This is a genomic window from Paenibacillus sp. 01T443, from assembly GCF_056398325.1.
Window position 1 is genome coordinate 232,754 of sequence record NZ_JBFTPE010000004.1, and the last position, 24,594, is coordinate 257,347.

Genomic DNA, 24,594 nt, shown 5'->3' on the forward strand with positions numbered 1-24,594 from the left:
GATAAGCCCGAAAACTTATAAATTCTTATATTTCAAAAAAAAGATTACCGCAAGGCCTCCAAGTTGGTGGCCAAGGGTAATCTTTTTTATTCATTAGTGCGAGGAATCATGCGAGACCTGATGTCCTTTCAGCTTTTGACCGCTATGAACGCTGCCTGAATGCTCGGCATCCTTTGCGCGCCCCATGAACGGCCACCAGTTGGCGGCTCCGAACGTACGCACCATGACCGGTATAAACAAAGGAAGCATCAGCAGCGCATACATGAACAAGCCGCAGAGCACGATCGTCGCGATTTGCAGGAGCGACATCACGCCCGAAGGCAGCATCGCGGCGAATGTCCCGCCTAGAATAACGGCTGCCGACATAATAACCGTACCCATGTTTTTCATCGCTTCCAGAATCGCTTCCTGCGGAGATAGATGGCGATATTCCTTGAAGCGATCCATTAAGAAGATACTATAGTCGATTCCAAGCGCGACCAGCATCACGAAGCCGAAGAACGGCACCGCCCAGCTAATGCCGGATTGCCCGAGCACCCTTACGAATATGACCTCCGCAATCGCCATTGACGAGTAGAACGTGACGAGGAGCGAAGCGACCATATACAGGGGCATGACGATGGAGCGGAACAAGATGATGAGAATGATCGAAATCCCAATCAGCATGAGAATAACGGTACGTGAATAATCCGCATTCGAAATATTGCTTAAATCATTATTCATGCTCGTTACGCCGCCGACGGCTACCTCAGCCCCGTTGTATTCCGTACCTTGGATGCCACGGTTGACAGCTGCTTCAAGACCGTCGATTTGAGCCATCGTCTCCTGCGCGTAAGGATTGCCGTTAAAGACAACATCAAATTTTGCCGTTTGGCGGTCTTCCGACATATAAACGTTCAGCGCGGATTGGAACTCCTCGTTCGCAATGGCTTCCTCCGGAATGTACCAGCCGCTCATCTGCTTATTCGGCGCTTCGGCAAGCCCGTTTAGGTAACCACCGGCAGAAGCGAGCCCATCCGTTACCTGTGTTAAGCCGTCAACGCTTTGATCGAGTCCGTTCGTAAGCTCGCCCAGCTGATCATTTAAGGATGCAAAGCCGGCTTGCAGCTCCTTCTGCCCATCCGAGAGCTCATTAAAACCTTGCGTCACGCTCGGCAGCTTTGATACGATTTGACCTTGGCCTGCCGCCGCTTGCGCGATGCCGCTTTGCAGCTCAGCGAGCCCCGCAGCCAGCTTGCCAAGACCTGTCGCTAACGCGGATTGACCTTCTGATGCTTGCAGCAGTCCGGCATTCGCTTGCGTCATACCGGCCGAGATGCCTGAAAGCTGCTCATTCAGCTGCGTCAATTGACCGCTTATGCCTGCTGCGCCCTCTTGAAGCTGCCCCAGCGAGCTAAGCATTTCCTTGTAATTCTCGTCGTCTTGCAGCTCCGGATAGCTGTCTTGCAAACCGGTCAGGCTTTGTTCTACGCCGGATAAGCCGTCAGCCAGCTTCACTTGCTCGGAAGCAATCGCGCTATATGCGCCAGTTAACTGACCAAGGCCGCCTCCTAGCTGCTCGTAGCTGCTCAGCAATTGACGGCTGGCATCAGCCAGCCTCTTCGTGCTTGCCTCTGCCTGCTTTAAGCCTTCGCTCAGCTCACCCGCACCCGCTGATCCATCCAGCATTCCCTGCTGAATCCGCTTCAGACCTGCGCCAAGCTCTACGATGCCTGCCTTCAGCTCATTTGTCCCGTCAACAAGCCGGCCTGCGCCATCTACCGCTTCAGTTAGCATTGGCGCATTTTCGCTCAACGCGCTGCTTGCTTCAGATAGGCCATCACCGATTTTACCTAAGCCTTCTCCGCTTTGACCAAGTCCGTCCTCAAGGGTCGTCACTTGATCAGACACKAGAAATTGCTCCATGACATCGCCGGTAGGACGCGTCGCGCTGCGAACGGCCTTGACGCCCTCCGTATTGGCAAGCTCACGGCTAATCTGCTCGAGTGCAGCAAGCCCCTCAGGCGTATCCATCGGTTTATCCGTCTTGACAATAACCGTCGTCGGCAAGGAGTCGCCAGGCCCGAAGCTCTCTGAAATAATATTAAAAGCTTTAACAGAATCATATTTATCGCCAATTTCATCAAGCGAGTTAAAGGAAATGGTCCCTTTATACGCGGTCAGGAACGGAACGATGATGACCGCCAAAATAATAAGCGCCCATAAGGGGCGTTTCAATGAAAACTTGCCGACGGTTCCCCACAGCTTGCTCGGTTTATGCTCCAATGAGCCTTTAGCCGGCCAAAACAGCTTCGTGCCGAGCACCGCCATAAAAAACGGTACGATCGTGAACAATGCGATAAGCAGCACCGCTACGCCGACCGCAACCGCAACCGCCGAGCGGTAGAGCATAAAGGTCGAGAAGCCGATCGCGGAAAAACCAACCAGCACAGCTAAACCGGAAAACAATACCGTTCTGCCTGCTGTGCGATAGGTTTGAATAATCGCTTCCGTCTTATCGCCTCCGCTGTGCGTAAGCTCTTCCTTAAAGCGGCTGATGAGCAAAATGCAATAATCCGTACCGATGCCGAACAATACAGCAACGAGGAATATCTGCGTGAAGTTTGAGAGCGGAAAATCGAAGTACTCAACTAAAAACGCGATAACCGATTGTGAAATTAAGTAAGTAAAGCCCACTGCAACAAGCGGTACGAGCGGCGCGACAGCCGAACGAAATACGACAAAAAGTATGACCAAAATAAAGCCAAGCGTAATGAACTCCGTTTTCTTAAGCCCTTCCTGGGAGCTCTGCACGACATCCTCCGAGATCAGCCAGTTTCCGGTGTAATAATGATCTACCTTCACATCCGAAATCGTCTCATAAAGCCCGTCTCTCAGCTCAGCAAGCTCACGGTCGACAGCTTCGACATTAACAAGCGCCAGGATGGTGCTTCCATCCTCGGAGACCATCTGCTCTTCCAACTCTTTGGTATCAAAGTGAGTGGTCACGGAGAGAACGCCAATCTTCTCGGCATTGCTCTTCAGCTTATCGATTCCGCCCTTCACTTCCGTTAAATCCGCGTCAGATAAGCCGCCTTCCTTATGAAATACAAGTACAGTCGGCATCCCGCTGCTGGCTCCGGCCCCGTCATTTCCGCCGATCGCCTCCTCCAGCTCGTTTGCAATCGTCGAGGAATAGCCGTCAGGCACGTTAACCTGCCCTTTCGTTCTTACAAGCTCCTCCATGTTCGGTGCGCTTAGCATCAGACCGACAGCAGCAGCCAGCCACAACACCAGAACCAGCCATCTCCATTTCAGTACGGTTCTCATCTCTAATCTCCCTCCAGTAATATAAAGCTAAGATTGCATCATTTCCTTCGCAAGCCTCTCGAAGGTCTCGATAAAAGTAAGTGCTTCCTGCTCTTCGAAACGGTCAATATATTTGGCCAACAGCACTTGGATTTTATCCTCCATGCGGTCGCAAACCTGCTTTCCCTCTTGAGTAAGCGCCAAATAGATGACACGGCGATCTTTTTCATCAGGCAGCCTTTGAATCAGGTTCTTGTCAAACAGTCTGGTAATGATTGCGGTTATCGAGCTTTTGCCCACGCAAAAAATGTCCGCCAGCTCGGATGATGTGCTTTTTTCCCTCGACCGTAAATACCGCAGCGTTGAAAATTGATCAACCGTCAGATCATCTGGCATTAGCTCGCGGATCATCGCATTTAACCGGCGGTTAACAAGAAAATTCGCCGCCTCGTAGCGATCGATAATATCTTTTAGTAACGCTCGATCCACACTGATGTCCTCCCTCTCATGAAGCATTCCTGCAACTGTTAAATTAATTCTATTGTGAAATAGTTCGATAATAGAACTATATCAGACAACTATGCACCCAGCAATCCTTTAGTTTTGAACGTACGGTGAATAAATTGTCATTTATTCCTATATTAAACAACGAAGCAGATGTTCCTTATTCTATAAATATTTGTTCACAATTTGGAAACCTCTTCCTAATAAAAAGGAGGATTTTAGATAAATTTGTCGAATTATAGGGAAAATACTTATGCAACCAGGAGGCCGCAGGTGAGCAACACTTTGTTTTCGCAGCATAAAAAGCAATTGACGATTGCTTCCGCATTTGCCTTATGTATGCTTCTTGCGTTAGTGGCCGAATCGAACCATTTTCAGTTTTTGTACGGCGTTTCCTTTTCTTTAACCAGTCTGTTCGTCCTTCTAGGCCTTCGCTTGTTTGGCTATTTTCCTGGTCTTTTGACTGCTGCCGTTGCCCTCTCCATTGGAACCTTCCTATACGACCAGCCTATTTATCATTCCATCATCCTTTTGGAAGCAGCCCTTGTTGGCCTGCTGCTTCACAAATATAAGCATCAGCTGTTCGGTATGGATGCCGTATTCTGGACAATCGCCGGCATGCCAGTCATCTATTGGTTTTTTTCGATTAGCTCTCCGCTGGGCTCCAAGGATTTACTGCTGATTGCTGGTATTATCGCCATGAATGGCTTATTTAACGCCTTGTTTGCCGAAGTAATCTACCAGTACTTGCCGCTGCGCAAATGGAGCGGCGTTTCTGCCGGACAAGGACGGCCCCATTCCTTCAGCAAGGTGCTCTTTCATTTTTCCATCGGCATTGTGTTCGTTTCTTTTTTACTCAATATTTTTATGAACAGCCTAAGCTCGTTTAAGGAAGTCAGCCTTTATGCACAGCGCCTATCCGCAAGCGAGGTCGATCGCATCATAGACTCATGGGATAAATGGCAAGCTGCGAAACACAGCAATCCGCTTACGGAGCAGCTGCAGCTGCAAGAGCAAATCCATTTTTTTCAATCGCTGCTTGAGAATCAATCCACGGATCTTATGATTTCGGTAACCGATGACGAGAATCTCATCCTCGCCTCCAATCAACCGAAGGCTGCGGGAGAGCGGCTTGATTTGGGCATAAACTGCAAGGTAACGACCATCAACCATCATTTGTTTTTAACCGTGCCTCATCAGCCAAAAAACTCATTACATTTTCAAACCTGGCATGATGGGAATTTTGTGTACACGGAAAATATCCGCGCCTCACATTTGCATATTTACGTCGAGGTACCCATTAAAAATTACCAGAACTACTTATTCTCCAAATATTTTACTCATTTCGTTTATTTAATCGGGCTTGCCATCTTTACTGCGGCCCTCGCCTTCGTGATCAATCGCTCGCTCTCCCGCGGCTTAACGCGGCTGGCGATGTCGACAACGGACCTCCCGCTGAAGTTATTGCAAAGGAATACGGTGGAATGGCCGGCCAGCCGCATCGTCGAAATCCATTCTTTGATTACAAACTTCAAGCATATGTCGACCAATCTCACTCATATGTTCCAGGAGTCTCAGCGCAATAATGAAAGGCTGGAGGCTCAGGCCTTCATGCTGCAGCAATCGGAAGAACGGCTCCATCAGCTCGCTTATTACGATATGTTGACCGGCTTGCCTAACAGACTCCAGTTTACGCTTCATTTTCAAGAAATGATCGCTAGGTATGAACATATCAAAAAACCGATAGCCGTCATGTTCGCCGACGTGAATCGGTTTAAGCAAATTAATGACACGCTGGGCCATTCCGTCGGCGACGATTTGCTGCGTAAAGCGGCGGAGCGGTTCGGAGCTGCCGTATTCAGCGATTGCACTGTTTTTCGACTGGGCGGAGACGAATTTGTTTTTGTAGGCCAGTATGAAAATGAGGAGATCGCCGCTGCAAACGCCCAAGCCGTCGTCGATTCCTTCAACGAGCCCTTCGCCATAAACGATACGCCGCTCTTCTTGACCGTTAGCGTAGGAATAAGCATGTATCCGCAGGACAGTAACGAGATGGACACGATTATCCGTAATGCAGATATCGCGATGTACAGCGCCAAGGAGCAGGGGGACGGTTGCTACCGCTTTTATAAGCCGACGCTCGTCTCTGCCATGACTGAGAAAATGCAGCTGGAGAATGGGCTCTATAACGCGCTACAACAAAATCAATTTTCGCTTCACTACCAGCCGAAAATAAATGCTGCGACCGGCGATCTATGCGGAATTGAAGCGCTGATCCGCTGGCGTCATCCTGAGCATGGCATGATTCCGCCGGATAAATTCATTCCTCTCGCGGAGGAGTCCGGCTTTATCTTGGACATTGACAGCTGGGTGTTCCGCGAAGCCTGCCGTCAAAACAAGGCTTGGCAGGATGCAGGATTGCAGCGAATCTGCGTTTCCGTAAATATCTCGGCCAAACATTTCTACCAGGGGAATTTATGCGAGATGATCGTTAAGGCATTAGAGGATACGGGACTGGAGCCTCAATATGTAAGTCTTGAGATTACCGAGGGCGTATTCATGCATAATATGAATCAGGTGATCGAAACCATCCAGTTTTTGCGAGGTCTCGGTATACAAATATCGATCGATGATTTCGGAACGGGCTATTCTTCCTTGAACCAGCTGCAGCGATTGCCCATCTCGGACGTTAAGCTCGACCGTTCCTTTATTCAGGGCATCACCAATGACGAGAAAAAATCATCCATTGTCAAAGCCATTATCGAGCTCGTACACAGCATGAATATGAAGGTGGTTGCAGAAGGTGTAGAGACGGCAGAAGAATCAAAATTCTGCACCGATTTGCACTGCGATGAGCTGCAGGGTTACTTATTCAGCAAGCCCCTTCCGCCGCGGGAGCTTGAGCAGCTGCTTGGCAGAGCCGTTTGAAGCAGCGGGGGCACCAAGCGTAACGGCTGTCGCCGTCCTTTGGTGGCAACAGCTCGTTTCGCGGTGAAATATAAGCTTATTTATAAATGTGAAACTTATAAATTCTTATATTTAATAAAAGGAGCGGTCTCTCGGTCTATGACCAAAGAGACTGCTCCTTTTCTTATCGCGTATTGCTCATCTAAGCCGTGATTGCTTCATGCCCCGCTCCGCTTAAATCGCTGACTCTTCGGAAGCATCGTCGTTCGTTTGCTCTTGTGCAGCAGCGTCGCCTTTGCGTTCGCCGCGCGGCCCTTTACCGCCCTTTCCTGATAACGGCAGCTCTCCGTTTACATGCTTTGTAGAATGCTCGATGGCTGCCGCCAGCTTCGTATCATACTGCTCCTGCGTGATCGTGCCCGCAGCTAGTTGCTCAGCCAGCTTCGTCTTCTGATCCTTCACTTGCAGATCGATAAGCGTTTGAACGGCGACGCCCTTCTCGGCTGCTACTGCCGCGATGGTCTTACCCGTTTCCAGCTCTACTTTTAGCTCCTCTGCCGTAAAGCCGAGCGCCGATGCGATCTCATCTAGGTTTTTTCCAAATCCTTGGCCCTTGCCGCGCTGCGGCAGCACACCATTCACATGCTGAGTCGCACGCTCGACAGCTTCTGCAAACCGCGTATCATATTGCTCCTGCGTGATGGTACCCGCCGCTAATTGCTCAGCCAGCTTCGTCTTCTGATCCTTCACTTGCAGGTCGATAAGCGTTTGAACGGCGACGCCCTTCTCGGCCGCTACTGCCGCGATGGTCTTACCCGCTTCCAGCTCGGCCTTAAGCGCCTCTTCTGTTACGCCCAGCGCTACGGCAACGGCGGTTAGATCTTTGCCAAATCCACCGCCTTTCCCGCCTCCGCCATGCTTCCCGAAGCCAAAACCTTTGGAATCAAGCAGCTTTTCCGCTGTAGTCGCCGCATCCGGCTTGACTGCCTTGTCCGCATCGGAAGCTGCAGCAGTATCTGTATCCGTCGTTGCTGCTGCTTCAGCTGCTTCCAGCCATTCCACCAGCTTTGTCTTCAGTTCCGCTCTTGTTTTTCCTTGCTCGACTGCAATCTCCGACAGCGTTAATGTTTCTAGCTTTGTCTGCAGTGCGTTCTCTTCTATTCCTAAGTATTCAAGAAGCTGTGTTTGTATTTGTTCAAAGCCGCGTCCGAATACGCCGCGTTTGCCTGCATGATCCTTACCCGCTTTGCCATTCTCTGTCTGTGTGCTTTGTGCCAGCTGCTTGTCGCTGCTGCTTGCCGCAAATACGGCTTGGCCTGCCCATAGGCCTCCGCCTCCGAGCGCCAGCGTTAGCGCGATTGCTCCTGCTGTAATTGCCTTTGCTTTTGCTTTTGCATTCATTATTTAACTTCCACCTTTCACTTTCGATTTGTTGTTACAAGATCTATCATAGCCAGCAATACTTAAGCCTCCTTTAAACCTAGCTGAATGTTGGCTGAATATGGATTTGAGTCCGTCTATGACATTTTTAATTCGACAAATTAATAATTGAAGGAACAAAGCGATAAAATTGGCAGCATTCTAGCGTTGATCGGCGATGTTGCGAATCAAACCAATCTGCTTGCGCTCAATGCTTCTATTGAAGCAGCACGCGTCGGCTCAAGCATTACCAGCCAAGCCGGCGAGTCATTCCGCTCCATCGTAACGTCCATTCGCGACGTATCCAGCCAGGTCCAGGAGGTTTCTGCCGCTTCGGAGCAAATGTCGCAGGCAGCGAGCAAATTGCTGCATCACTGGATGAGCTCGAGGGGATAACTGCTAACGCCGCCGGCAACTCACAGCGGGTCGCAGCTGCATCGGAAGAGCAGCTTGCTTCGATGCAAGAGGTTGCAAGCTCCTCCGAGCAACTTCGCAACTTGGCTGCAAGCTTGAATGAAGCCATTGGCCGCTTTAAAACCTAAAGAAGCGTAATCGTCTGTCTCCGTCCTTAGGCGGTGTAAGTTGGAAAGCTTGATGATGCTTATATTTCAATAAAAAAACGGCTAAGCGGGAATGACTTCCGCTTAGCCGTTTTTGTTATTGGACCTATGCCGGTAAGGCTGCGCCTAATTGCAGCTGGTACATCGCATAATACTTGCCGCGCTGTTCCATTAGCTCGTCATGGTTGCCGCGCTCCACAATAACGCCGCGATCAAGCACGAGAATTTGGTCAGCATTCCGAATCGTGGACAGACGGTGAGCGATTACGAATGTCGTACGGCCTTTCTTCAGCACATCTAGCGCTTCTTGGATAATGGCTTCCGTCTCCGTATCAATGCTCGCTGTCGCTTCATCGAGGATAAGGATAGCCGGGTCATAAGCCAGAGCCCGGGCGAATGAAACGAGCTGACGCTGTCCGGCTGAGAGCGTGCTGCCCTTCTCAATAACCGGCGCATCAATTCCTCCATTAAGCTGGCTGAACATCTCATAGGCGCCTACGTCACGGAGCGACTGCTCTATTTTCTCGCGGCTGATAGCCGGGTTATCCAGACTGATGTTGGACGCAATCGTTCCCGTAAACAAGAACGGGTCTTGAAGGACGATCCCCATATGCTGGCGAAGCAGCTGCTTCGGAATATCGCGTACATCCATGCCATCTACGACGATCTTACCTTCGTTTGAATCATAAAAACGGAACAGCAGGTTTAGAATCGAGCTTTTGCCAGACCCGGTGTGACCTACCAGCGCTACGGTTTCACCTTGACGCGCGTGGAAGGAGATATGCTTCAGCACATACTCATCCTGTTTGTAAGCAAAGGATACGTCCTCGAACTTAACATCGCCTTTGTACCGGTCCATCCTGCCGAGAGCCACATCGATCCCCTCCTCGTCCATCAGCTTAAACACCCGCTCTGCCGATACGCGCGCCGTCTCCAAATTCGAGAGCTGATTTACGATACCCACAATCGGAGCAAACATCCGGTTCATATAGTCGACAAAAGCGTACAGCACGCCGACCGATACCGCTGAGCGGAGCGAATCGCCCCAGAACATCCAAATGACGATGATGAACAAAATATTCCGCACCACGTTAACCAAATTATGAGACGTAATGGAATTGAGGCTGAGCAGCTTATTTTGATACTTATAATAATGCTCGTTCATTTCCTCAAATTCCTTTGTCGTCTCCTTCTGGCGGCGAAACGCTTGAATAATCGTCATCCCTTGGATGGATTCATTGATCATGCCGTTAATCTCGCTCAGCTTCGAGCGGATGATGCGGTTATAGCGTGCCGCGAATTTCCGGTAAACGATAATCCAGATGATGAGAATAGGCACAAGCGGCAGCGCCACGAGCGCTAATCGCACATCCAATAAGAACAACGCGCCATAAATGGCTGCCATATAAATAATGCCTGTGAAAAAATTCGCCAGCACCGCGACATAGAGCTCGCGAATGGCTTCCGTATCGTTCGTGACACGAGATACGACCTGACCTGCCGAGAGGTTATCATAATAGTTCACAGGCAGCCGCTGCGTGTGCGCGAAAATATCGGTGCGCATCTTGCGGACGATGCGATTCGCCGACGTTTGCAGCATAAGCCGCTGACCGTAGGTAAATACGGCGACCAGCAGCAGAAAACCAAAATACATAACGGCCAGCTTCATTAATGAAGGAAACTCCGGCTGATAGAACGCATAGAGCTCTTCTCTCGTGAGCTTCGTTACGGAATACGAGACACTCTCCGCTGTATCCTTGTTTGTCACGGTAAGGGTATTTCCCTCGACCACGCGTTTGCCCTCTTCCGACGCAAGCGCACCGTCGAGCCAATAAAACTGCCTTCCTACCTGCAGCACGCGTACCTCTTTGCCCTTCTGCCCGGAAGCATCTGCGGCAAAATGATCCTCGCGCTTATACCATTTGTCTTTATAAAGAACGGCGAAGTCCTGCTTAGCCTCAACCTCATGCCACTTTTTCTCAATACCGAGAATGTTTTGGTCGATCATCCGCTTTGCTATAAACGGTCCCGCAAGCTCTGCGCACACAGCAAGCACGAGCAGCAAAAGGGCAAGCATGATCGTTTTTTTATAAAGCATGGCGTATTGAAACAATCGTTTTCCTGTATTGCCCATTGCCCTTCACGCCTCCAATTTATTACGTTTCAATTATGGCCTCCAGCTGCTGGCGATCATACTGCTCACGATACCAGCCGCCGCGCTCCAGCAGTTGCTCATGCGTGCCTTCCTGCACGATCCGTCCTTCATCGAGGACGATAATCCAATCGGCATGCTGCACGGCCGATAAGCGATGCGTCGTAATGAGCGTTGTCTTGCCAGCTCTCTCCGTACGGATGCCTTCAATAATTTCAGCCTCCGTCTTGCCGTCTACAGCCGACAAGGCATCGTCCATCAGCAATATTTCCGGATCGGCGATGAGCGCGCGCGCAATGCTGACACGCTGCTTCTGACCGCCGGAAAGCGCTACTCCCCGTTCGCCAACCATCGTTGCAAGCCCATCCGGCAGAAACTTGATATCCTTCGCGAACGATGCCCGCTCCAGCGCCCGCTGCAAATCTTCTTCCGTGCCTTCTTTAAGGCCAAAGAAAATATTTTCGCGAATGGTCTTCGAGAAAAGAATCGGCTGCTGCGGCACATAACCGATCCAGCCAAGTAGCTCGTCGATCTTCAAGCTGCCAAGCGCCGCACCGGATATGCTGATGTCGCCTTTGCCAAGAGGATATTCCCTTAGCAGCTGTTTTAGCAGCGTGGTCTTGCCGCTGCCGGTTCTGCCTACGATGCCGAGCGTTTGCCCTTGCCGCAGCGTAAAGGATACGTTCGCAAGGTTATCGACCGCCGATGAAGGATAACGGAACGTAACATCCCGGAACTGCAGCGAAGACGGCTCATTTACATGCACCGGTACGCCAGCGTCGGCAACGTCCGGCTTATAGCCAAGCGTTTCATTGACGCGGTCCAGCGAGGCATTGCCTCGCTGCATGATATTAATCAGTTCGCCGATGGCGAACATCGGCCAAATCAGCATGCCGAGAAATACGTTAAAGGAGACCAGCTCTCCGAGCGTAATTTCGTTATGGAATACGAGATAGCCGCCGTAACAAAGGCCGATCAAATAACTTGTTCCGACGAGAATTTTCATCGTCGGCTCGAATAGCGCATCGATACGCGCTACGGCGATATTTTTGCTAAGCACATCATTCGTTTTGGCGCCAAAGCGCGCCTCGTTTGCTTCCTCCTGCACGAAGGCCCGTATGACCCGCACGCCGGATACCGATTCAAGCACCTGATCGTTCAATTCACCGAATGCGTCCTGCGCATCCATAAAGCGCTCGTGAATTTTTTTGCCGTAATGCTTCATCGCCAGCGCCATAAGGGGAAGCGGCAATAAGGCGGCGAGTGTAAGCTTAACGCTGATTAAGCCTGCCATAACGATTAGAATCGTAATCATGAACAGCGTCGAGTCGATAAGCGTCAAAATACCGAAGCCCGCCGTCGTCGCTACCGCACCCAAGTCATTCGTAGAGCGTGCCATAAGATCGCCCGTCCGGTTGCGCTCATAGAAGGTCGGAGTCATGCGAAGAAAATGCCCCATCAGACGCGATCGAAGCAGCTTCTCCAGCACGAAAGCTCCGCCAAACAGCTTATAATGCCATACATACGTAATGATATAACCCACAACCGTAAGCCCTAACCAGCTGTACAGCACGCGATTAAACTCAGCCTGCCCCAGCAGGTCCTGATGGATGCCATCTATCGTATAGCCGATCAGCCAAGGCGGTATAACATCAATAAATCCCGTTAAAATAAGAAGTGAAATGGCGACAGAATAACGCTTCCAATTCATTTTGAAAAACCAGCTTAATTTTTTGAGTACACTGAACATCCTTCTCTACCACACCTTCCGTTATCCATCCAAGCCTCGTTTACCTTCTGATTACTCCCTCAGCATGAGTACATGGCAGCAGCCGCTTCAATCGTTACAAAAAAGAAGAAGCGTGTCGCCGTAACGACACGCTTCTTCTTTTTGTAAAACACGACTGCACAGCAGTCCTGCCTTACAAGCATAGAAAAGGCGCATGATTACGATGACGTAACCATGCGCCTTCGATGCAGGGAATACCCTTAATCAAAGTAAAACGACGCGCGGATGGATTACGTTATTCATGTCCAAACGATGGTTCATTGCTGCATTTGCGTTAAAATGAATGTTTGTATTCATGGAACGTAATCCTCCTCTCGATAAAATCTAATTGTCACTTTACCATTCTAGGAAATGACTGTCAACCCTTCGTTAGGGTATACTTTTTCTATAATCAAACATTACCAAGCTGCGGTTCCATTAATGCTAGTGCTGAAGAGCTCATTCCCTCTCATGAGAAGCGGATCCGTGTCACAAATCGTTCCCGTTTACTGTGATTTAGATCACAAAGGGAAGGTTCTTACGCGGCTATACTTGAGTTATTCGATAAGGCGCGGCGAGAACGGATCAGCCCGTTCCATCCTGCATGGCGCCAATAGACAGTGGAGGGATTAATCATGTTAAGTGCGAATTCGGTTGAAATCATTAAATCTACGGTTCCCGTATTAGAGGTTCACGGCGTTACGATTACAAAACGCTTTTATGAGCTGCTGTTCACGAATCATCCGGAGCTGTTGAATATATTCAATCACGCCAACCAAAAACAAGGCAAACAACAGACTGCTTTAGCCAACGCGGTTTACGCAGCTGCATTGCATATTGATAATCTAGCGGCCATTATCCCGGTCGTGAAGCAAATTGGACATAAGCATCGCAGCCTGGGCGTTAAGCCGGAGCATTATCCGATTGTCGGAACCTATTTGCTCAAGGCCATCAAGGAAGTGCTCGGGGATGCGGCTACGGATGAAATTTTAAATGCGTGGGCAGAAGCTTACGGCATCATTGCGGATGCATTTATTAGCATTGAGCAGGAAATGTACGAGGCTGCGCGTACACAGCTTGGCGGCTGGGATGGCTTCCGCCCGTTCCGGGTGGAGCGGCTCGTCAAGGAGAGCGACGTTATTTCTTCTTTTTATTTGGTTCCGGAGGACGGCGGCGACATCGCCAGCTTTATTCCCGGCCAATACGTGAGCGTGAAGCTCCAAATAGAAGGCGCCGAGCATACGCAAATCCGGCAGTACAGCCTGTCCGATTCGCCCGGCAAGCCCTATTACCGCATATCGGTAAAACGCGAGGATGCTTATCAGGACCGCTCCGCTGGAGCCGTATCCTCTTATTTGCATCAATGCGCCCAGGAAGGCGCAACCTTATTATTATCGGCTCCAGCTGGTGACTTTACGTTAAACACAGCCGATGAGCGTCCCGTAGTTTTGCTTAGCGGAGGCGTCGGCTTAACCCCTATGGTCAGCATGCTGAACACGCTGACCGAACGCTATAACACGCGGCCGGTCACCTTTATCCATGCGGCTCAGAATGGCGAAGTACACGCGATGAGAGACCATGTCAATGCGCTGGCAGACCAGCATCCGCAGCTATCGGTGTTTTATTGCTATCAGAACCCGACAGAAGAAGACATCCGGCTGCAGCGCTTCCACAAGGAAGGCTATATCGACTTGGCATGGCTGCAATCCGTCATTCCGGATGCGGACGCTCAATATTACTTCTGCGGGCCGACTCCTTTTATGGCAGCCGTTAAACGTTCGTTGAGCGAGTGGGGAATTCCTGAAGCCGATACCCATTTCGAATTTTTTGGCCCTGCCGCAAGCCTCGAAACCGCTGCAAAAAGCTAGTTCGGCTCTGATTCTTTCATTTGGGCGCGAAGCAGCCTATTGACCGTTTCGCGCCTAAGGCCGATAAGCTGGCCGATCTCATCCTGCGTCAGCACATCGGTAATGGACATAGGACCGATATAAACGGCAAACCATTGCTGAAGCCTGATCAGCTTATCTGCTGGAGCAACCTGCGTTAATTGATCAATCCGCTGCTGCATCATACGCAGCTTGCTTTGGAGGAGCAGCGCGATTTCGCGGTTCTTCTCCGGATTTCGCTCGAGCTCGCCGTACCACTGCTGCGGCGGTACGCTGTCAACCTCGCAGGTGATGAGCGCTACCGCCGTGCCGTGATAGGGCATCGGGCTAATCAACGAATGATGCGGAATGGTTTCTCCGGGTACGATGAGATTAACCAGAAACGGATTGCCGTCCTCATGCACGCGAACGATCTTCAGCAATCCGCTTCGAAGATGGAAGAGCGGTCCGCTTTCCCCTTGGCGAAATAAAACTTGTCCTTTGTGCAAAAGCATGCCGTTCCTCCTTATTTCAGGGCCCATCCGGATTTTTTGGATGGGCTTTATTGCCGTGTAATCTTCCTGTTTTCCGTTCGGCGTCATTAAAAATGTCACATTTAAGCAATTGACTGTACAAGAATGCTCGGAGTAAAATGTTACATGCTGAGTAAAGTTATCGGTTGATCCAACTAGGAAAGTAGGCGAGCCAGCAGCATGCGTATCAGAACCTATGCCATCTGTCTTTATATCATCATGATTTACTGGATATCYTCACATATTCCCTATATGCATTCCTTGTTTTTCCCTACCCTGGGCGCTTTCAGCCTGCTCTTCATCTCGCGTCCGTTCGAGAAAGCAGAAGTGAGCAAAATTGCCTTTGGCGCCGTCATTTCCTCGCTTGTCGGATCTGTATTCGTTTATTGGAATCCCGGCGTGCTGTCCCTGCTTCTCACGCTCTTGATCGTCCTGTATTTGATTAATAAATTCAAATGGAACGCGCCTCCGATATTGGCCGTTTCGCTCATTCCGTTTTTCACCAAACCGTCGTTATTATGGGTCATTCCTTTATCCGTTTGCGGATCGCTTCTTGGCTTGCTGCTTACGCTGTCAGCCGCCGCCTACGTAGAGAAACGATTCGGCAGCGTTTCGCTGCTTCCAAAAAGAGCCGCCAAAGCGGAATCCGATTCCGCCATGTAATCAGCCCTTCCACTCCTCCGGCAAAAGCCGATGGTATTGCGGCTGCAAATACCGATCGTCAATGAGCACTAGCGTCCCGCGATCGGTTTCCGAGCGTATTAGGCGGCCGCCCGCCTGCAGCACCTTGTTCATGCCGGGAAACACATATGCGTAATCGTAGCCGCTCTTGCCCTGCTCGTTAAAATAATCCTTCAGCATATTCCGTTCTACGCCTAACTGCGGCAGCCCGACGCCAACGACGATCACTCCGATTAATCGATCTCCTGCCAAATCAACGCCTTCCGAGAATACGCCTCCCATAACGGCGAAGCCAATCAAAGAATTTCCGTTACCTGCTTGGAATGTATCAAGGAAGCGATCCCGCTCCTCCTCTGTCATATCCGGTCTTTGCAGCAGCACCTCTGCGCTTGTTGCCGCGCCCGCAGGAACCGACCACTCCATTAGCTCCATATAAGTCTCATAAACCGCGTTCATATAAGCGTAGGAGGGGAAAAATACGAAATAATTGCCCGGGCGCTCGCCCATGAGCTGCACAATCAGCTTCGCAATCGGCAGCTTCGACTCATCGCGGTCGTGATAGCGCGTAGACAGCGGCTTCACCACCACGTTAAGCTGCTCCTTCGAGAAGGGAGAGGGTACAGCCAGTGTATAATCATTTTCCCCTGCTCCAAGCATGTCCATATAATAGGAAACTGGCGACAGGGTAGCAGAGAAATAAATATGCGAGCGGTAGCCTTTGCCCATCTGCTTCAGCAATTGCGAGGGGTCGAGGCAAAACAGTTTCAACCGAACATCGCTCTTCGAGAGTTCGGTATACACGACATAACGATCATCATAAAGCTTGGCTGTCCGAATAAAATTTTGCGCTGTAAAGTACGTATCCAGCAGCAAACCGCCGCCGTTTGCGCCCGCCGCAAGCGCCTGTTCCGCAGCTGAAGCAAAGGCATCCGCCAGTGCGACCAGCTCCTCCGGAAGCTGCCGCTCGACCAAGTGCGGCGCGCCGTCGCTGTTTTTGCGCAGCGCAATAAAATAATCATTGATCGCCTTCGCCGTACGGTAGCCCTCGCCATGCACGCCTTTAAGCTCACGCTGCAGGGCTAAGAAAGGAGCCTTGGTCAGCTCTGCCGAGAACATCTCCCTTGCCCGGTCAACCAGATTATGCGCCTCGTCCACAAGCAGCGCCGTCCGCTTCTTCATCTCCGCATATTGACGCTTGAACGAGATACGCGGGTCAAAAATATAATTGTAATCACAAATAACTGCATCAGCCGCATAGGCCAAATCCAGGGAAAATTCAAACGGGCATACACGGTGCTTATGAGCATAAGCTTCGATAACCGACCTGGTCATCACCGTCTCCTGCTCTAAAATATCCAGTACCGCACCATTAATCCGGTCATAATACCCGTCTGCGTAAGGACAATGCTCCTTCTCGCAGCGCACCTCTTCCTGGAAGCAGATCTTATCCTTTGCCGTTATCGTCACGGATTGCAAATGCAGTCCTTTGCTTTTCATAAAAAGCAGCGCATCCTCGGCCGCTGCCCTCGTCGTCGTTCGCGCCGTCAAATAATAAAACCGTTGAAGCATGCCTGATCCCATCGCTTTGATCGCCGGATAAGTTGTTGATATCGTTTTCCCTATGCCCGTTGGCGCCTTCGCAAACAAACGAACGCCCTCTTCGATCGACTTGTACACAGCACCTGCCAGCTTCCGCTGTCCTGCCCGGTACGCCTCAAACGGAAAAGCAAGCTCGCGGATGCTCTCGTTTCTTGCCTGCTCATGCCTGCGGCGCTGCTGGGCGTAAGGCGCGTAACGCGCAGCGATCTCATAAACATACTGCTCCAGCTCGGCGAAGCTGACCTCTCGCAAGAAGCGCCGCTCCTCCTCCGTCTCCGTCTGCACATAGGTCAGCTGAACGCGCATCGCCTCCTGCCCATGCTCCTTCGCGTACATATAGGCATAGAACAGAGCCTGCGCCCAGTGAACGGGATATCCGTCATCCGTTATCCGCTCCAAGTCGCCGCCGGTCGATTTAATCTCATCCACGGTAAGCAGCGGCTCTGTTCCGAGCAGACCGTCGCAGCGGCCGTCCACGGCAAACAGCAGATCATCGACCATGATCTCCGCTTTGACGTAGACCTCCTTCTGGTCCTGTTCCCCATAGGTCCGCTGTACTCTCTGATGCGCTTTCGTCCCCTCGTGCATCGTATCTATCGCATTCAGCCTTACGTCGATGCTGCCGCTTAAGAACACGTATTCGACCAGATGCCTCACCGATATCGTAACCGTATCATTATTTAGCATAATGTCTTCTCTATCGCTCCCATAAAGAACATTTGTTCCTCAATTGTACCACAAGCGCCGTATCTAATGAGCGGCTGGCCGACGCGCCAACGATAATAGATCTTATCTATCCTTATATTTTAAAAGAAGCACCTTCAATGCCATTCGATCAAATGGCATTGAAGGTGCTTCTCCTCTTTGGGCTATGGCGTTTATAGACTGGTTAGCTGGTTATTTAGAGCTCTTCCGTTTCATCCTCAGGATGATTGCCAACGCCGTTCAGCAGGTCCGTGCCGTGAAACTCCTCGCCCGGAGACGCAGGATCGATAGGGCTGTCCTTAGCAATTACGTCCGCATCCGGGACAGCGGCAAGCTCCTCTGAAATTTCCTCGGCGGTATCAACTTCGGAGTCCAGCTCGTCATACGCCTCAATTGCAGCCGGAATATGCGATTCATGCACATGGGCATTCTCACGCGGATGCTGCTTCTCCAGCAGCTCAGATGCATCCGATACCGCGCCTTCCCGCGTCTCTTCCGTAAACAAACCAAATGTAGGATCGATATCCTTTTCCGTCACTAAGCTGTTCGTATGCCCCTTGTCGCGCTCGTGATCGTTATCCATTTTGATGACCTCCTTAGACGTTTCTAACCTATATTACCCACTACCACGGTGGTTCTAACCAAAAAGTATCGCAGTTTCTGTCGAAAAATAAAGGAGGCAGCCGCAAACCCGTCGAACCCTAAACGAACTGCAACCAAGCGTTATCAGCCGTCGACGCCTTTGGCGGTAAGGCTGGTTGCGCAGTGAATAATAAAAATCGCCAAATGTCGAAAAATTATAGATGCTCGTATTTTTAGAAATGGAGGCGATTATGTCTACGCCGCATCTTCACAGCTTGCTTATAACCTTAAATTGGAACCGTTTAATCCTCAATATTTTGTGGGTCGTTTCCATTGTCGTGCTTGCCTCACAATTGCTTATTTATGAGGTTATTACATTAATCATGCCGACATTCACGCCAATGAGTTATTTATCTGAGGAATTGTTCATACCTCACACCGTTTTTTTGTTTATTATGATGGTTCTTGAGATTTGCCACCGTTTAAATCCAAGACGTTCAGAGGACGCGATTATATATGCCTCATTAGCATTATCGTTTATGTATTTCTATTTTCTTAATGATCATTTTGCAGTCGCGCCTATTGTAATGATGTTTCCTCTGCTCATATCCATTATTTATTTCAAAAAAAAGTATTTATTTATTTGCCTGGCGCTAAGCTTCATTGGACTATTTATCACACACTGTTATACGGAGAATCGCTCCTCATCCGATATTGTCGAATTGCTTATTACATCCTGTTTTATGATCATAGCCACCTTTACCGGACTTGCGGTTATCCGCCGCGGAAGCGAGCTGGTGGCTCAGCTGGATATGGTCCAGCAATCCGAGCAAGAGCTGCGCATTCAAACGATGCTGATGGAGCGTGTGGTCAAGATTGATCCGTTGACAGGTTTGCACAATCATAAATCTTTTCATGAACAATTCGAGAAGCTGCTGGCTAATCAGAAGCTGCATCCCTTTCCTATGCAGATCGCCATTCTGGATATCGATAATTTCAAGATGGTCAATGATACGTTCGGACACTGGGCAGGTGACATCGCGCTTAAGCAGGCAGCAGCCTGCATAGCGGACCATATTAGCCGAAAAAGCTTTGCGGCAAGGTATGGCGGCGAGGAATTCGTCATCCTCCTGCAAGAAAACGATATCCAAGCAGCTTGGCTTATCATTGAAAAGGTGCGGAAAGCGATTGCGTGCAGTCCCATTGCGGAAATGAACCGCCGCCATGTTACCCTTAGTATCGGCCTGCATGCGGTTGAGGTGGGTGAAACGAAGGAATATGCCTTCCAGCAAGCCGATCAAGCGCTCTATGTCTCGAAGAGCGAAGGGAAAAACCGTACCACGATACAATAAGCATTATAGAAACAGGGCTGTCTTTCAAGGTAATTAACCTGAAAGACAGCCCTGTCACCGTTAATAACAAGCGAGTATCGCGATCGTCGCATTATCCTGATACGGCCTCTCTTGTGCAAGCACACGTTTAACAATATACGCTGCCGCCTCATTAGGCGGGAAGCGCATCGCTTCCTCCAACAGCTCGACCGATAAATCGTCATACAGCCCATCGCTGCATAAAATAACCCAATCCCCTGCCATGAGCCGAATCGGCACTTGATTTGCATTCATTTCCGTTACCCTCGGAATACCTAGGTAGCTTGTTAATAGATGGCGTTCCGGATGTGAATCCGCTTCTTCCTGAGTAAGCTCGCCTGCCGCAACCCGCTCCTGCAGCCGATTCGCATAGATGTGGTCCTTCGTTAAGGCTATCAGCTTGCCGCCGCGGTACCAATAAATGCGGCTGTCACCAGCCGATATCCAAAACAATCGATTATCCTGAATAACGGCGGCAGCCAGTGTCGTGCCGACGCACCATTCCAGCTCATGCTCCAGCGCAAGCTCATAAACGGCTTTATTGGCAAGCTGCAGCGCCTCCGCCAGCGCTCGCGGCACGGCTTCCTCCGCTGTTTTCTTCGTATATTCATCCAGCATGGTCAGCGCAGCTAGCCGGCCCGCTTCCCTGCCCATCTCGTAGCCGCCCATTCCGTCGGCGAGTACCGCCAACACACCATGGCGTTTGACCGCCTCTGCATCCTCTAAGGACGAGAAACAATAAGCGTCCTGCTGTTCCTCGCGTTCGCCGATATGCTGCGCGGAGCCGGCCATGAGATGGAAAGCGGCTGTAACCGCATATTCCCCTTGCCCCGCTCCTGCCGTTTCAGCAGCAGCTATAGGCTGCGAGGGCTCGGTCGACAGCCCGGTCGACAGCCCGGTCGACAGCCCGATAACCAGCTTCTCCCCTGTTTCTAGAACCGCTGCTGCAGCACTATCAGACTTACCATTCCCTCGACTAACAAACACATTAAATAGAAGGATTGCTGCCAAAAGCACGGCTGCGCCAATAACGCACCAACCAAGCACCGAGCTTATCCGATCCGCCTGCTGCCCGGTCCATAATTTCTCCAGCTGCTTTGCCGGTATCCACTTTAACGCCGCATAAACGGCAGCCAGCAGCAGCCAAACTACCGCCAATCCCTTGCTCCATCTATCCACGATCCGCTCACCTCCGCCTTGTCTCCATCTTGCCATCCCGGCTTGAAGTGCTGCAGCGTTTTCGCCGCAGGTGCTCCGCACCGGCAAAGGCCTTCATCTACAATCATATTGAGAGGAGCAAGCTTTTATGTTTGCGCCTGCGCATAACAGCGTAAAAGGCTGTCGCAGTCCGCTGCGGAAAAAAAGCCGTCTTTGGCAGAGTGAGATAAGCTCATTTTTAAGTGAACAAGGATAAATCCTTATATATAAAAAGAAAGCTCCGCACGAGTGCGAAGCTTTCTGCTTTGTTGATTTATTTTCTCACGATATCCTGTACCGCTTTGTCGAATTTCTCAAGCAGCTGGTCGCTTGTAATTTGTTTGCCGAGGTACTCCTGCATAGCCGCACCCCATTGCTGCGTGATACCGTCAGGGAAGCGATCCCAGTTCCAGCCTTTTACTTGCTCAGGACTTGCATTGGCAAAGGTAGCGAAGTCGCCGCCGATTTTGCCTACTGCTTCTGGATTTGGTGCAATGGAAGACAATGCAGGCACAAATTTAAAGTCGGTAGAGATGAATTTTTTACCTGTTTCCGAAGTAACCATCCAGTTTAGGAACGCTTTCGCTTCTTCTACTTGGTCGGATTTGCTGTTCACGATCCAGTTGTTCGGCACGCCTGTAAATACGTTTGGTTTGCCTTGAAGCGGCACTGCCATCATACCTAGGTTAAGCGCTGGATCGATCTCGTCGATCATGCCTTGAATCCAGTTGCCGTGCTGAATCATTGCGTATTTGCCAGCAGCGAATTCAGCTACCTGCGTGTTGTAATCCGTTGTCAACGCGTTGTCTTGGCCGTTAGCGAACATAATGTCCACCAGGCGAATCCATTGCTTCATGATCGGATCGTCCTTCAGCTTCACTTTACCCGCTTTTACATCCTCAATGAATGCAGCAGGATCAGCTTGGTTCGCGAATGCGATGTTCAGCGTATGGATACCCATCGACCACCACTCGGAAGTTAGCGCAAATGGTATGATACCTGCGTCCTTCAGCTTTTTAGCTGCAGCCTCCAGCTCTTCAAGCGTTTGCGGCAGCTCTGTGATTCCTGCTTTTGCAAATAGATCCTTGTTATACGTGAAGCCGTAAGCTTCAAGGTTCATCGGCATGCCGAGCAGCTTGCCGTCACGTGTAATTTGCGCTTTCGACGCTTCTACTAAATCTTTGGCCCAAGCCTCGCCAGTCAAATCAGTCGCCCGATCCACGTAAGGATCAAAGCCCGCCCAGCCGCTTGAGTTGAAAATTTCCGGCTCTTCGCCAGCAGCAAGCTCCGCTTTCAGCAATGCGCTGTAGTCTTCGCCGCCGCCATGCGTCTCGATTTCCACCTTAACGCCTGTTTCCTTCTCATACTCGGCAGCCAGCTTCCCAAGCGCCTCTGCAATCTCTACTTTGAATTGGAACACTTTAATGGTAACGTCCTTCTTCGGAGCTTCTGTGGCTTCCTCTGTCTTGCCCTCATTGGCTCCTTCAGTTGGGGCGTTTGTTGCGTTTCCACCGTTGTTGCTGCTGCCGCAGCCGCTTGCCAGAACGATGAGCATAATAGCCGCTAACATAAGAAAGGAAATTCTTTTCATCTTATGACCTCCCGCAAATTTTATATATCATTCTGTTTTGTAACGCTTACATCGTCATTATAATTGTGCAACAAGCTAGCACAACACCGAATATATTGCACTTATAGGTGTAATATGTTGATAACTTCCATATATTTATGTTGTAAATCTAACCTTTGACAGAACCAGCCGTTATACCTTCAATAATATGCTTCTGCAAAAATAAGAAAAAGATAACGATCGGAATTGTACTCAGCGTAAGGGCTGCCATTGCCAAATCCCATTTCCGCAAATACTGGCCAAAAAACTTTTGCACCGCCAGTGGAATCGTTGTCAGGTTATCATTAATAACCAATACCGGAAGCAGATAGTCGTTCCAGATCCACAGCACGTTCAGAATAATGACTGTAACCGTAATCGGCTTAAGCAGCGGGAATACGATTCGCCAGAACACGCCGTATGGAGAGCAGCCATCCATCACCGCCGCCTCTTCTACCTCCAGCGGAACGGACTTAATGAAGCCGTGATACAAAAACATCGATAACGATATTCCGAAGCCCATGTAACAAATAACGATACCATACAGATGGCCGCGAAGCTCGAACATCGAAGTAATGCGCATGAGCGGAAGCATAACCGATTGAAATGGAATGATCATCGCGGCGATAAGCACCGTGAGCAGCAGCTTGTTAAAGGTCGTTGGACGGCGCACCAAACGGTAAGCCATCATCGAGCTAATGACGACAAGCAGCAATACGCTGATAGACGTAACCATAAACGAATTGAGAAATACCGTCGGGAAGTCGATGGCCACCCAAGCCCGCTTAAAATTACCCAGTCCCAGCTTCTCCGGAAGCGAGGCGGCGTTGAGCAGAATGTATTTGAGCTCTTTAAATGAGTTCGTGAGCAGAAAATAAAACGGTGCCAGGAAGATTAACGCGACCGCAATGGCGACAAGCTCAAGCAGCAGGATGAGCGGAGTGTAACGCTGTCTGTTTTCCATTATGCCTCCACCTCCTTTTTCTTCGTAATCCAGACCTGCGTGACCGTAATCAACGCGACGCCAAAGAAGAAGATCATTGCCTTTGCCGTGCCGAGGCCGTAACGATTGTTCACAAGCCCCTCGCGGTATACGTTGAGCGCGATCGATTCCGTCGCATTGCCGGGTCCGCCGGCGGTTAGCGACAGGTTAAGATCAAACATTTTGAACGAATTGGAAGTCGTTAAGAACAAGCAAATCGTAATCGCCGGCATGATTAGCGGTACGGTTACGGAACGCAGCAGCTGCCACGCGCCAGCCCCGTCGATTTTGGCGGCTTCGATTAAATCCTTCGGCACACTGATCATCGCCGCTATGTAGATGATCATCATGTAACCCGCGGTTTGCCACACAAATACAATCACGATTCCCCAAAAGGCTGTATTCGGCGTGCCGAGCCACTGTAGATTAAAAAAGCCGATATCCGTTGCTTCCCCTATCGCCCGAAAGCCGCGTACAAAGATGAAGTACCAAATGTAGCCGAGCAGCAATCCCCCAATGACGTTAGGCAGAAAAAACACCGTCCGCAGGAAGTTGCGGCTCTTCAGGTTGCGCGTCAGCAGCAGTGACAGCAGAAATGCCGTTACATTGGTTACCACGACGGCTGCAGCCGTAAATTTAGTCGTAAACCAGAACGCGTTCCAAAACCTAGAATCATCGGTGAAAATTTTTATAATATTTTTCATTCCAGTCCATTTCGCGTTGCCGAGATCCATCCCGTTCCATTCCGTAAACGTGTAGTAAAAGCCCATCACGAACGGCGCAAGCACAATCAGTATAAATGCAATAAGTCCCGGGCCGACAAAAACGGTTTGCTGGGCCCATTCGGTCCATTTGATTTTTTTGGACATCCTC

General features: G+C 50.2%; 17 protein-coding genes. 5 read left to right on the top strand and 12 right to left on the bottom strand.

Features of this window, described 5'->3' with window-relative positions; translation table 11 throughout:
• Positions 1-93: 93 nt before the first annotated feature.
• Together AC1DLI_RS07235 and AC1DLI_RS07240 are read right to left on the bottom strand one after the other, a co-directional pair.
• Positions 94-3,309, bottom strand: coding sequence for an MMPL family transporter (locus tag AC1DLI_RS07235; RefSeq protein ID WP_477600991.1), 3,216 nt, complete (start codon positions 3,307-3,309; stop codon positions 94-96).
• 27 nt (positions 3,310-3,336) lie between these two features.
• The gene (locus AC1DLI_RS07240; RefSeq protein ID WP_477600993.1) at positions 3,337-3,777 is read right to left on the bottom strand and encodes a MarR family winged helix-turn-helix transcriptional regulator; all 441 of its coding nucleotides are present in this window, start codon (positions 3,775-3,777) and stop codon (positions 3,337-3,339) included.
• A 288-nt stretch (positions 3,778-4,065) separates the two neighbouring features.
• Here AC1DLI_RS07240 and AC1DLI_RS07245 point away from each other — a divergent pair, with 288 nt between their 5' ends.
• Positions 4,066-6,720 carry a putative bifunctional diguanylate cyclase/phosphodiesterase gene (locus AC1DLI_RS07245; RefSeq protein WP_477600995.1) on the top strand — a complete coding sequence of 885 codons (2,655 nt, stop codon included), beginning with the start codon at positions 4,066-4,068 and terminating at the stop codon, positions 6,718-6,720.
• A 213-nt stretch (positions 6,721-6,933) separates the two neighbouring features.
• Here AC1DLI_RS07245 and AC1DLI_RS07250 read toward each other — a convergent pair whose 3' ends face one another.
• Complete coding sequence (locus AC1DLI_RS07250; protein ID WP_477600997.1) at positions 6,934-8,100, bottom strand: SHOCT domain-containing protein; 1,167 nt, start codon at positions 8,098-8,100, stop codon at positions 6,934-6,936.
• A 147-nt stretch (positions 8,101-8,247) separates the two neighbouring features.
• Here AC1DLI_RS07250 and AC1DLI_RS07255 point away from each other — a divergent pair, with 147 nt between their 5' ends.
• Positions 8,248-8,514 (top strand): methyl-accepting chemotaxis protein, encoded by a 267-nt coding sequence (locus AC1DLI_RS07255; RefSeq protein ID WP_477600999.1) that lies wholly within the window; start codon positions 8,248-8,250, stop codon positions 8,512-8,514.
• A 270-nt stretch (positions 8,515-8,784) separates the two neighbouring features.
• Here the strand turns inward: AC1DLI_RS07255 and AC1DLI_RS07260 are convergent, their stop codons facing one another.
• Together AC1DLI_RS07260 and AC1DLI_RS07265 are read right to left on the bottom strand one after the other, a co-directional pair.
• Positions 8,785-10,812, bottom strand: a complete 2,028-nt coding sequence (locus tag AC1DLI_RS07260) for an ABC transporter ATP-binding protein (RefSeq protein ID WP_477601001.1) — start codon at positions 10,810-10,812, stop codon at positions 8,785-8,787.
• 22 nt (positions 10,813-10,834) lie between these two features.
• Positions 10,835-12,580 carry an ABC transporter ATP-binding protein gene (locus tag AC1DLI_RS07265; RefSeq protein ID WP_477601003.1) on the bottom strand — a complete coding sequence of 582 codons (1,746 nt, stop codon included), beginning with the start codon at positions 12,578-12,580 and terminating at the stop codon, positions 10,835-10,837.
• Between the two features lie 653 nt (positions 12,581-13,233).
• On the opposite strand from AC1DLI_RS07265, the gene hmpA reads away from it, so the two are divergent.
• Positions 13,234-14,466, top strand: a complete 1,233-nt coding sequence (hmpA, locus tag AC1DLI_RS07270; protein ID WP_477601005.1) for an NO-inducible flavohemoprotein — start codon at positions 13,234-13,236, stop codon at positions 14,464-14,466.
• Here hmpA and AC1DLI_RS07275 read toward each other — a convergent pair.
• Entirely contained in the window at positions 14,463-14,978 is a 516-nt protein-coding gene (locus AC1DLI_RS07275; protein WP_477601007.1) for a Crp/Fnr family transcriptional regulator, read from the bottom strand. The two genes, hmpA and AC1DLI_RS07275, sit on opposite strands and share 4 nt — an antisense overlap.
• Before the next feature lie 198 nt (positions 14,979-15,176).
• Here AC1DLI_RS07275 and AC1DLI_RS07280 point away from each other — a divergent pair, with 198 nt between their 5' ends.
• Positions 15,177-15,659, top strand: a complete 483-nt coding sequence (locus AC1DLI_RS07280) for a hypothetical protein (RefSeq protein WP_477601009.1) — start codon at positions 15,177-15,179, stop codon at positions 15,657-15,659.
• On the opposite strand, the gene AC1DLI_RS07285 is transcribed toward AC1DLI_RS07280, so the two are convergent.
• Together AC1DLI_RS07285 and AC1DLI_RS07290 are read right to left on the bottom strand one after the other, a co-directional pair.
• Complete coding sequence (locus AC1DLI_RS07285) at positions 15,660-17,963, bottom strand: helicase C-terminal domain-containing protein (RefSeq protein ID WP_477601011.1); 2,304 nt, start codon at positions 17,961-17,963, stop codon at positions 15,660-15,662.
• Positions 17,964-18,177: 214 nt separating this feature from the next.
• Positions 18,178-18,564: a hypothetical protein gene (locus tag AC1DLI_RS07290; RefSeq protein WP_477601013.1), complete on the bottom strand. Its 387-nt coding sequence runs from the start codon at positions 18,562-18,564 to the stop codon at positions 18,178-18,180.
• A gap of 250 nt (positions 18,565-18,814) precedes the next feature.
• Between AC1DLI_RS07290 and AC1DLI_RS07295 the strand changes: the two genes are divergently transcribed.
• A complete protein-coding gene (locus tag AC1DLI_RS07295; RefSeq protein ID WP_477601015.1) occupies positions 18,815-19,915 on the top strand; it encodes a GGDEF domain-containing protein in 1,101 nt (366 codons plus the stop codon).
• Positions 19,916-19,975: 60 nt separating this feature from the next.
• Here the strand turns inward: AC1DLI_RS07295 and AC1DLI_RS07300 are convergent, their stop codons facing one another.
• The 4 genes from AC1DLI_RS07300 to AC1DLI_RS07315 all read right to left on the bottom strand — a co-directional run bounded on the left by AC1DLI_RS07300 (position 19,976) and on the right by AC1DLI_RS07315 (position 24,590).
• The gene (locus tag AC1DLI_RS07300) at positions 19,976-21,193 is read right to left on the bottom strand and encodes a PP2C family protein-serine/threonine phosphatase (protein ID WP_477601017.1); all 1,218 of its coding nucleotides are present in this window, start codon (positions 21,191-21,193) and stop codon (positions 19,976-19,978) included.
• A gap of 211 nt (positions 21,194-21,404) precedes the next feature.
• Positions 21,405-22,721 (bottom strand): ABC transporter substrate-binding protein, encoded by a 1,317-nt coding sequence (locus tag AC1DLI_RS07305; protein WP_477601019.1) that lies wholly within the window; start codon positions 22,719-22,721, stop codon positions 21,405-21,407.
• 148 nt (positions 22,722-22,869) lie between these two features.
• Positions 22,870-23,703 carry a carbohydrate ABC transporter permease gene (locus tag AC1DLI_RS07310; protein ID WP_477601021.1) on the bottom strand — a complete coding sequence of 278 codons (834 nt, stop codon included), beginning with the start codon at positions 23,701-23,703 and terminating at the stop codon, positions 22,870-22,872.
• Positions 23,703-24,590, bottom strand: coding sequence for a carbohydrate ABC transporter permease (locus AC1DLI_RS07315; protein ID WP_308995353.1), 888 nt, complete (start codon positions 24,588-24,590; stop codon positions 23,703-23,705). Before AC1DLI_RS07315 ends, AC1DLI_RS07310 begins: the two co-directional genes overlap by 1 nt.
• Between the last annotated feature and the right edge of the window lie 4 nt (positions 24,591-24,594).

Excerpts from the sequence above, each read along its gene's own strand:
- AC1DLI_RS07250 (WP_477600997.1), bottom strand. The coding sequence starts at position 8,100 with ATGAATGCAAAAGCAAAAGCAAAGGCAATTACAGCAGGAGCAATCGCG.
- AC1DLI_RS07260 (WP_477601001.1), bottom strand. The coding sequence starts at position 10,812 with ATGGGCAATACAGGAAAACGATTGTTTCAATACGCCATGCTTTATAAA.
- AC1DLI_RS07265 (WP_477601003.1), bottom strand. The coding sequence starts at position 12,580 with ATGTTCAGTGTACTCAAAAAATTAAGCTGGTTTTTCAAAATGAATTGG.
- hmpA (WP_477601005.1), top strand. The coding sequence starts at position 13,234 with ATGTTAAGTGCGAATTCGGTTGAAATCATTAAATCTACGGTTCCCGTA.
- AC1DLI_RS07275 (WP_477601007.1), bottom strand. The coding sequence starts at position 14,978 with ATGCTTTTGCACAAAGGACAAGTTTTATTTCGCCAAGGGGAAAGCGGA.
- AC1DLI_RS07285 (WP_477601011.1), bottom strand. The coding sequence starts at position 17,963 with ATGCTAAATAATGATACGGTTACGATATCGGTGAGGCATCTGGTCGAA.
- AC1DLI_RS07290 (WP_477601013.1), bottom strand. The coding sequence starts at position 18,564 with ATGGATAACGATCACGAGCGCGACAAGGGGCATACGAACAGCTTAGTG.
- AC1DLI_RS07295 (WP_477601015.1), top strand. The coding sequence starts at position 18,815 with ATGTCTACGCCGCATCTTCACAGCTTGCTTATAACCTTAAATTGGAAC.
- AC1DLI_RS07305 (WP_477601019.1), bottom strand. The coding sequence starts at position 22,721 with ATGAAAAGAATTTCCTTTCTTATGTTAGCGGCTATTATGCTCATCGTT.
- AC1DLI_RS07310 (WP_477601021.1), bottom strand. The coding sequence starts at position 23,703 with ATGGAAAACAGACAGCGTTACACTCCGCTCATCCTGCTGCTTGAGCTT.
- AC1DLI_RS07315 (WP_308995353.1), bottom strand. The coding sequence starts at position 24,590 with ATGTCCAAAAAAATCAAATGGACCGAATGGGCCCAGCAAACCGTTTTT.